Source organism: Brevundimonas poindexterae, from assembly GCF_020524625.1.
Classification (GTDB): domain Bacteria; phylum Pseudomonadota; class Alphaproteobacteria; order Caulobacterales; family Caulobacteraceae; genus Brevundimonas; species Brevundimonas poindexterae_A.
On sequence record NZ_JAIVLL010000004.1, the window covers coordinates 154,317 to 161,577 of the forward strand.

A 7,261-nucleotide genomic window follows, 5' to 3' on the forward strand; every position below is an offset into this window, starting at 1 on the left:
AGGCTCCCGATGTCCGGAGCGTTGAAGCCCGGCCGGGCTCGTCCCGCGCGCTGGCTGGCTTTCAGTCTTCTGGCCTTGGCCGCCGCGTGGCTGGTCCTCGCGATCTCGATTGTGACCTATGCGGGCAAGGACGCCGGCGGCAACGCCGATGCGGCAATCGTGCTTGGTGCGGCCGTCTCGGACACTGTGCCGTCACCGGTGTTTGAGGCGCGTTTGCGTCATGCGCGCGACCTCTACCTTCAACGACGGGTCAGGCTGATCGTGGTGACGGGCGGGCGGGGGCCCGGAGACGCGCTCAGCGAGGGGGACGCGGGACGTCAGTGGCTGATCCGTCAGGGCGTCCCGGCGGACTCTGTTCTGGCTGAAACGCGGTCACGGACCACGATCCAGAACCTGGCCTTCGCCCGCCCGCTCCTCGACGCCAGACGGGCCGAGACTGTCCTGATTGTCTCGGACCCCCTTCACATGCGCAGGGCGATGGTCGTCGCGGCCCGACAAGGTCTGAATGCAGACCCCTCTCCGACACCGAGCTCGCGCTATCGCTCAGCCAAGACGCAGGCGCCGTTCCTTCTGCGGGAAACCTGGTTTCTTGCCCAGTACATCGTGATCGGCCAATAGGGGCTCAGGGCCACTTCACCTTGGGCGGCATGGAACTGAGGATCGCCTCGACATTGCCCCCGGTCTTCAGGCCGAAGGTCGTGCCCCGGTCGTACAACAGGTTGAACTCGACATAGCGGCCGCGGCGGATCAGCTGTTCCTCCCGCTCAGCCTCGGTCCAGGCCTCGCCCATTCGGCCCCGGACGATGTCGGGATAGGCCGCGAGGAACGCGTCGCCGACATCCCGCGTAAAGGCGAAGTCATCGCCGTGGTCGCCGCTGTCCAGATGGTCATAGAAGATGCCGCCGGTGCCGCGCGGCTCCTTGCGATGCGCCAGCCAGAAATACTCGTCGCACCAGGCCTTGAAGCGCGGATAATAGGTCGGATCGTGCCGGTCACAGGCGGCCTTGTAGGCGGCGTGGAAGGCGACCGTGTCGGGCGCATCCTCGCGTCGGTCCACGTCCAGCACCGGCGTCAGGTCGCCGCCGCCGCCGAACCAGCCCTTGGTCGTCGCGATAAAGCGCGTGTTCATGTGCACGGCGGGCACATGCGGATTGCGCGGATGGACGATCAGGCTGATGCCCGTGGCGAAGAAGCGCGGGTCCTCGGCCGCCCCCGGCACCTGTTTCGCATAGTCCTCGGGGAAGGTGCCGTGCACGGTCGAACAGTGCACGCCGGCCTTTTCGAACAGCCGCCCGTGCAGCATGCCCATGACGCCGCCGCCGCCCTCGGGCCGCTGCCATTCAGTGCGGACGAACCGGCCCGGTTTGCCGGGGTAGAGGGCCGGGTCCGCCTCATCCTCCAGCGCCTCCAGCGCCGCATGGATCCGGTCGCGCAGGCCTTCGAACCAGGCGCGGGTTTCGATCTTCAGCGTGTCCAGATCGGGCTGCGGGGCAGGGGCGGTGGTGTCCATGGCTGGCTTCTAGTCGATTTTTCCGGGCAGGGCAGGGGGCAGGGCGACTTGCGCCTCCCGGTCCTGACCGCGACAGTGCCCCGCATGCAAAGGGAGGCCTCCATGCCGCGTCATCTGAAGTCCTGTGTTCTGGCCGCGACGGCGATCGCGCTGGCGGCGACCACCCCGGCCCTGGCCCAGTCGCCCGAGATCAACACCGCCCGGCGCCTGCTGGCGGCCTCGCCCCTGATCGACGGCCACAACGACCTGCCCTGGGCCCTGCGTCAGGCCTACAACAGCGACCCCCGGGGCGTGGACCTCCGCATCGACCTGTCGGCCAGCACCCGCCTGCACACCGACATCGCTCGGCTGCGCGCCGGTGGCGTGGGCGGCCAGTTCTGGTCCGTCTATGTGCCGGCCAGCATGACCCCGCTCGAGGCCGCGCGCGCCACCTTCGAACAGATCGATGTCGTGAAGCGTCTGATCGACGCCTACCCCGACGTCTTCGAACTGGCGCTGACCGCCGATGACGTGGAGCGCATCCACGGCGAGGGCCGCATCGCCAGCCTGATCGGCATGGAGGGCGGCTATTCCATCGCCGATTCGCTGGGCCTGCTGCGCAGCTTCCATGACGCCGGCGCGCGCTACATGACCCTGACGCACTCGAAAACCACCAGCTGGGCGGACAGCGCCACCGACGCCCCGCGCTGGGACGGCCTCAGCCCATTCGGCGAGACGGTGGTGCTCGAGATGAACCGTCTCGGCATGATGGTCGATCTCAGCCATGTGTCCGAGGCCACCATGCTGGACGCTATCCGCGTGTCGCAGGCCCCGGTGATCTTCTCGCACTCGTCGGCCCGGGGCGTGACCGGCCACCCGCGCAATGTGCCGGACTCGGTCCTGCGCCTGCTGCCGGAAAAGGGCGGGGTGGTGATGATCACCTTCGTGCCCTCCTTCATCGACGAGGAGGTGCGGGCCTGGGGCGCCGCCCAGTCGGCCGAGCGCGCCCGGCTTGAATCGCTCTATCCCGGCGACCCCGAAGCGGTCACCGACGGCATGGAGGACTGGACCGTCGATCATCCGGCGCCGACCGCCGACATCGCCGACATCGTCGCCCACATCGAGCATGTTCGCGACGTGGCGGGCATCGATCACGTGGGTCTGGGCGGGGACTTCGACGGCATCAGCAGCCTGCCGGTCGGCATCTCGGGCGTCGACGCCTATCCGCTGATCATCGCCGAGCTGCTGAAGCGAGGCTGGAGCGAGGCGGACATCCTCAAGCTGACCGGGGGCAACATCCTGCGGGTCATGCGCGAGGTCGAAGCCACCGCTGCCCGCCTGCAGCGCGTGGAGTCGCCCTTCCTGATCGCCAACCCGGACGCGGCGGACTAGCCCGCCTGCCGCGCCCACTCCCAGCAGGCAATGCCGGCGCTGACCGCCAGGTTCAGCGACCGCGCGCCGGGCTTCAGCGGAATCAGCACCCGCGCGTCGGCGGCCTCGTGCACATGATCCGGCGCGCCGGTCGGCTCCGATCCGAACAGCAGCGCATCGTCCGGCTGGAAACGGAAGGTCGTCAGGGGCTCGGCGCCCTTGGTCGTGAACAGCACCAGCCGTCCGGGCCCGCGATCGCGCTGGAACGCGTCCCAATCGGCATGGCGCGTCATATGGCCCAGAGGCCCGTAATCCAGCGCCGCGCGCTTCATGGCGCGGTCGTCGAACCGGAAGCCGGTGGGCTCGATCACATGCAATTCGACGCCGAAACAGGCCGACAGGCGGATGCAGGCGCCGACGTTCTGCGGAATGGCTGGTTGAAAAAGGGCGAGACGCATTCTAAGGCCCTTCTACGCGTGAGCCGGGGGCTTGTCGCGGCTGGTTTTGCGAGTCTTTCTCAAGGCATACGCCGTCTTGCGGCGATGAGCCGCAAATCCGGTCCGTACAGCTGGTGTATGACGTCTCGCGTCAAACTATGACGATACCGTCGATGGCCCGGTCCGGGTCCATCGGGGCCCATGAGAGGTGTGATGTGACCGAATCGGTCGAACTGAACCACGACGGACACGGTGGGGGCGACGACGCCACCCGCCGGGATTTCATTCACATCGCAGCCGGTGCGGCCGCGGTCGGGGCCGGGGTCATGATGGCCTGGCCGCTGGTCAACCAGATGAACCCCGCCGCCGATACCCTGGCCCTGTCGACCATCGAGTTCGACCTGACCAAGGTCGCCGAGGGCATGCAGGTGGTCATCAAGTGGCAGGGTAAGCCCGTGTTCGTGCGCTATCGCACGCCCAAGGAAATCGAGGAGGCGGTCGACACCCCCCTCAGCGCCCTCAAGGATCCCCAGACCGACGCCGACCGCGTCAAGGAAGGCCACTCCCAGTATCTGGTGGTGATCGGCTCCTGCACCCACCTGGGCTGCGTGCCGACCTTCAATGCCGGGGACTACGGCGGCTGGTTCTGCCCCTGCCACGGCTCGCACTACGATACCTCGGGACGCATCCGCAAAGGCCCGGCGCCCAAGAATCTGGTGGTGCCTACCTATGAATATGTGTCCGACACGCGCGTGAAGATCGGCTGAGGACGGACGGACAGACCATGAGCGATCACGAATCCACCTACGTCCCCAAGACCGGCATTGAAAAGTGGCTCGACAGCCGCCTGCCGATCATCCGCTTCGGCGCCGACTATATGTCGCTGCCCACGCCGCGGAACCTGAACTACTGGTACACCTTCGGCGGCATCCTGACGCTCTGCCTGATGGTCCAGATCGTCACCGGCATCGTGCTGGCCATGCACTATGTGCCCAACACCGAACTGGCCTTCGCCTCGGTCGAGCGCATCATGCGTGACGTCAACGGCGGCTGGCTGATCCGCTATGTGCACGCCAACGGCGCCTCAATGTTCTTCATCGCCGTCTATCTGCACATGCTGCGCGGCCTCTACTACGGCTCGTACAAGGCCCCCCGCGAGATCATCTGGATCCTCGGCTGCGTGATCTTCTTCCTGATGATCGCCACGGCCTTCCTCGGCTACGTCCTGCCCTGGGGCCAGATGTCCTTCTGGGGTGCCGAGGTGATCACCAACCTGATCGGCGCCATCCCGATGATCGGCGAGCCGGTCCTGATCTGGCTGCGCGGCGGTCCGGCGATCGACAACGCCACGCTCAACCGCTTCTTCTCGCTGCACTATCTGCTGCCGTTCGTGATCTTCGGCGTGGTTGTGCTGCACCTGTGGGCGCTGCACACCTCGGGCCAGAACAACCCCGCCGGCATCCTGATCCCCAAGGAGCGGACGCCCAAGGACACCCTGCCGTTCCACCCCTATTTCACGGTCAAGGACGGCTTCGCGATCATCCTGTTCCTGATCCTGTTCGCCGTATTCGTCTTCTACATGCCGAACGCCCTGGGCCACGCCGACAACTACATCCCGGCCAACCCGCTGCAGACCCCGGCGCACATCGTGCCCGAGTGGTACATGCTGCCCTTCTACGCCATCCTGCGGGCCATCCCCGACAAGTTCGGCGGCGTGCTGGCCATGTTCGGTGCCATCGGCGTGCTGTTCATCCTGCCCTGGCTGGACACCTCGCGCGTCCGCTCGATGCGCTACCGCCCGACCATGAAGGTCTTCTTCCTGATCTTCCTGGTGGTCGGTGTCGGCCTCGGCTGGTGCGGCGCCCAGCTGCCTGACGCCCAGGTCGTGCCCGGCATGCCCAGCTTCCAGCTGCTGGACGGCCAGCTGAACAGCTATCTGTGGCTGACCCGCCTGCTGACGGCCTACTACTTCGCCTTCTTCTTCATCATCATGCCTTGGGTCGGTCTCAAGGAGACCCCCCTGCCGGTGCCGCACTCGATCTCCGAGCCGGTGCTTGACGGTGGCATCCCCGAGAAGAAGGGCTGATCGTCATGACCATTCAAAACGGGACCCGCTCCGCCGTGTTCAAGATCGTCGCCTCGGCCGTCGCCGCCCTCAGCCTGGTTGCCATGGCCGCTCCGGCCACAGCGGCAGGCGGCGGCGCCAAGCATCCGCGCTCGGGCGGCTTCAGCTTCGAGGGGCCGTTCGGCACCTTCGATCAGGCCCAGCTGCAGCGCGGCTACAAGGTCTACCGCGAGGTCTGCGCTGCCTGTCACGGCATGCAGCTGATGTCGTTCCGGAACCTGGGCCAGCCCGGCGGACCGTTCTACGACGCCCACGAAAACTGGTCGCCGGCCGAGAACCCCTACGTCCGCGCGCTCGCGGCCGAGGTCCAGGTGCCGGATATCGACACCGAAACCGGTGAGCCGATCACGCGTCCGGCCACGCCGGCGGACCACTTCCCGAGCCCCTATCCGAACGCCACGGCCGCGGCTGCGGCCAATGGCGGCGCAGCCCCGCCCGACCTGTCGGTGATGGCCAAGGCCCGTCACGACGGCGCCAACTACATCTACTCGCTGCTGTCGGGTTATGTGCCGGCGCCCCAGGGGCTGAAGATGGCCCCGGGCCAGCACTACAACCCCTATATGGCCGGCGACCTCGCCCCGTTCTGGGAGGGCGACGAGCATCACGTCCCGCCCGGCGGCTTCATCGCGATGCCGGCGCCGCTGTCGGACGGTCAGGTGACCTATGACGACGGTTCGCCCCAGACGGTCGACCAATATGCCAAGGACGTCGCCGCCTTCATCGCCTGGGCCTCCGATCCCCACGCGGTCGAGCGCAAGCGCACCGGCTTTGGCGTGCTGATCTTCCTGCTGCTGTTCGCGGGCCTGACCTACGCCAGCTACCGCCGGATCTGGAAGGGCATCGCCCACTAGGGCCCGCTGCTTCCGCACCGACTGAATGACCCGCCGGGGCGCGCTCCGGCGGGTTTTTCGTGGCTTGCCGCGATGGTGGAAAAGTGCTTTAATATGTAAAGCAACGGGAGGGTTGGTCATGATCTCTGCGTCCCTGAATTTCGCATCGGCGCGGCGGCCCGTGCGCGCCCTGTTGGCGGCGACTATCCTCGGGAGCGCCGCCCTGGCCGGGACCGCGCCGGCCCTGGCCCAGGCGGTCTACCCGCAGGGCACGCTGCAACAGCGCGAGGCCATGCAGGTGCTCGACTGGATGGACGGCGAATGGGTGGGCGAGGCGACCATTCTGGCCGGCCCCGGCGCCCCCATGACCCATCCCCATACCGAGCGGATCGGCCCCATGCTGGGCGGATCGATCAAGGTGATCGAGGGCCGCACCGCCAATGACGACGGTGGTGCGGCGTTCAACGCCTTTGCCGTCATCTCCTGGAGCGAAGAGGGCGGCTACGTCATGCGCTCCTACGCCAACGGCCAGGCGGGCGACTTTCCCCTGACCGCCACGCCCGACGGCTTTTCCTGGACGACGCCCAGCCGGGGCGGCGAACTGCGCTACGTCACCACCTTCCGTGATGGCGAGTGGGTCGAGATCGGCACCTTCGTCATGCCCGACCGCCCGCCCATGCCCGTCATCGAAATGCGCCTCCGCCGCCGCGGCGACACCGATTGGCCGGCCGCTGATCCGGTCCTGCCAGAGTAGGGTGCGGTTCCCGTCCATGGTGGGCAAGCCGCCCATCCGATCCTTCTCCCCACCGGGGGAGAAGGTGTCAGGCGGAGCCTGACGGATGAGGGGGAGGGTTGCGTTCAGTAGAGCCGCCTCAGTTTCGTCCCTGACGGCCCCCTCATCCGAGCCGCTCTCGCGGCCCACCTTCTCCCCCGAGGGGAGAAGGGCCGTTGGGTCAATCGCCCCAGCCATCACAGCCGCCCCGAAATTCCCCCGCCCTTTCAACACCCC

At 67.3% G+C, this 7,261-nt stretch carries 8 protein-coding genes; 6 read left to right on the top strand and 2 right to left on the bottom strand.

Annotated elements, in window-relative coordinates; translation table 11 throughout:
• Nucleotides 1-21 precede the first annotated feature (21 nt).
• Complete coding sequence (locus LC068_RS12715; RefSeq protein WP_226637751.1) at nt 22-618, top strand: YdcF family protein; 597 nt, start codon at nt 22-24, stop codon at nt 616-618.
• Nucleotides 619-622: 4 nt separating this feature from the next.
• Here the strand turns inward: LC068_RS12715 and hemF are convergent, their stop codons facing one another.
• Nucleotides 623-1,510: an oxygen-dependent coproporphyrinogen oxidase gene (hemF, locus tag LC068_RS12720; protein WP_226637753.1), complete on the bottom strand. Its 888-nt coding sequence runs from the start codon at nt 1,508-1,510 to the stop codon at nt 623-625.
• Nucleotides 1,511-1,612: 102 nt separating this feature from the next.
• Here hemF and LC068_RS12725 point away from each other — a divergent pair, with 102 nt between their 5' ends.
• The gene (locus LC068_RS12725; RefSeq protein ID WP_226637755.1) at nt 1,613-2,881 is read left to right on the top strand and encodes a dipeptidase; all 1,269 of its coding nucleotides are present in this window, start codon (nt 1,613-1,615) and stop codon (nt 2,879-2,881) included.
• Here the strand turns inward: LC068_RS12725 and LC068_RS12730 are convergent.
• A complete protein-coding gene (locus tag LC068_RS12730; protein WP_226637757.1) occupies nt 2,878-3,318 on the bottom strand; it encodes a tRNA (cytidine(34)-2'-O)-methyltransferase in 441 nt (146 codons plus the stop codon). The genes LC068_RS12725 and LC068_RS12730 overlap by 4 nt on opposite strands.
• Nucleotides 3,319-3,512: 194 nt before the next feature.
• On the opposite strand from LC068_RS12730, the gene petA reads away from it, so the two are divergent.
• From petA to LC068_RS12750, 4 genes are all read left to right on the top strand, one after another.
• Nucleotides 3,513-4,064 (top strand): ubiquinol-cytochrome c reductase iron-sulfur subunit, encoded by a 552-nt coding sequence (gene petA, locus LC068_RS12735; protein ID WP_226637759.1) that lies wholly within the window; start codon nt 3,513-3,515, stop codon nt 4,062-4,064.
• 17 nt (nt 4,065-4,081) lie between these two features.
• Complete coding sequence (locus LC068_RS12740) at nt 4,082-5,383, top strand: cytochrome b (RefSeq protein ID WP_226637761.1); 1,302 nt, start codon at nt 4,082-4,084, stop codon at nt 5,381-5,383.
• A 5-nt stretch (nt 5,384-5,388) separates the two neighbouring features.
• Nucleotides 5,389-6,273, top strand: a complete 885-nt coding sequence (locus LC068_RS12745; RefSeq protein WP_226637763.1) for a cytochrome c1 — start codon at nt 5,389-5,391, stop codon at nt 6,271-6,273.
• A 118-nt stretch (nt 6,274-6,391) separates the two neighbouring features.
• Nucleotides 6,392-7,006 (top strand): DUF1579 domain-containing protein, encoded by a 615-nt coding sequence (locus LC068_RS12750; protein ID WP_226637765.1) that lies wholly within the window; start codon nt 6,392-6,394, stop codon nt 7,004-7,006.
• Nucleotides 7,007-7,261 lie beyond the last annotated feature (255 nt).

Bases quoted from the DNA above. Each gene is read 5' to 3' on its own strand.
- LC068_RS12725 (WP_226637755.1), top strand. From the start codon at position 1,613: ATGCCGCGTCATCTGAAGTCCTGTGTTCTGGCCGCGACGGCGATCGCG.
- LC068_RS12740 (WP_226637761.1), top strand. From the start codon at position 4,082: ATGAGCGATCACGAATCCACCTACGTCCCCAAGACCGGCATTGAAAAG.
- LC068_RS12730 (WP_226637757.1), bottom strand. From the start codon at position 3,318: ATGCGTCTCGCCCTTTTTCAACCAGCCATTCCGCAGAACGTCGGCGCC.
- LC068_RS12745 (WP_226637763.1), top strand. From the start codon at position 5,389: ATGACCATTCAAAACGGGACCCGCTCCGCCGTGTTCAAGATCGTCGCC.
- LC068_RS12750 (WP_226637765.1), top strand. From the start codon at position 6,392: ATGATCTCTGCGTCCCTGAATTTCGCATCGGCGCGGCGGCCCGTGCGC.
- hemF (WP_226637753.1), bottom strand. From the start codon at position 1,510: ATGGACACCACCGCCCCTGCCCCGCAGCCCGATCTGGACACGCTGAAG.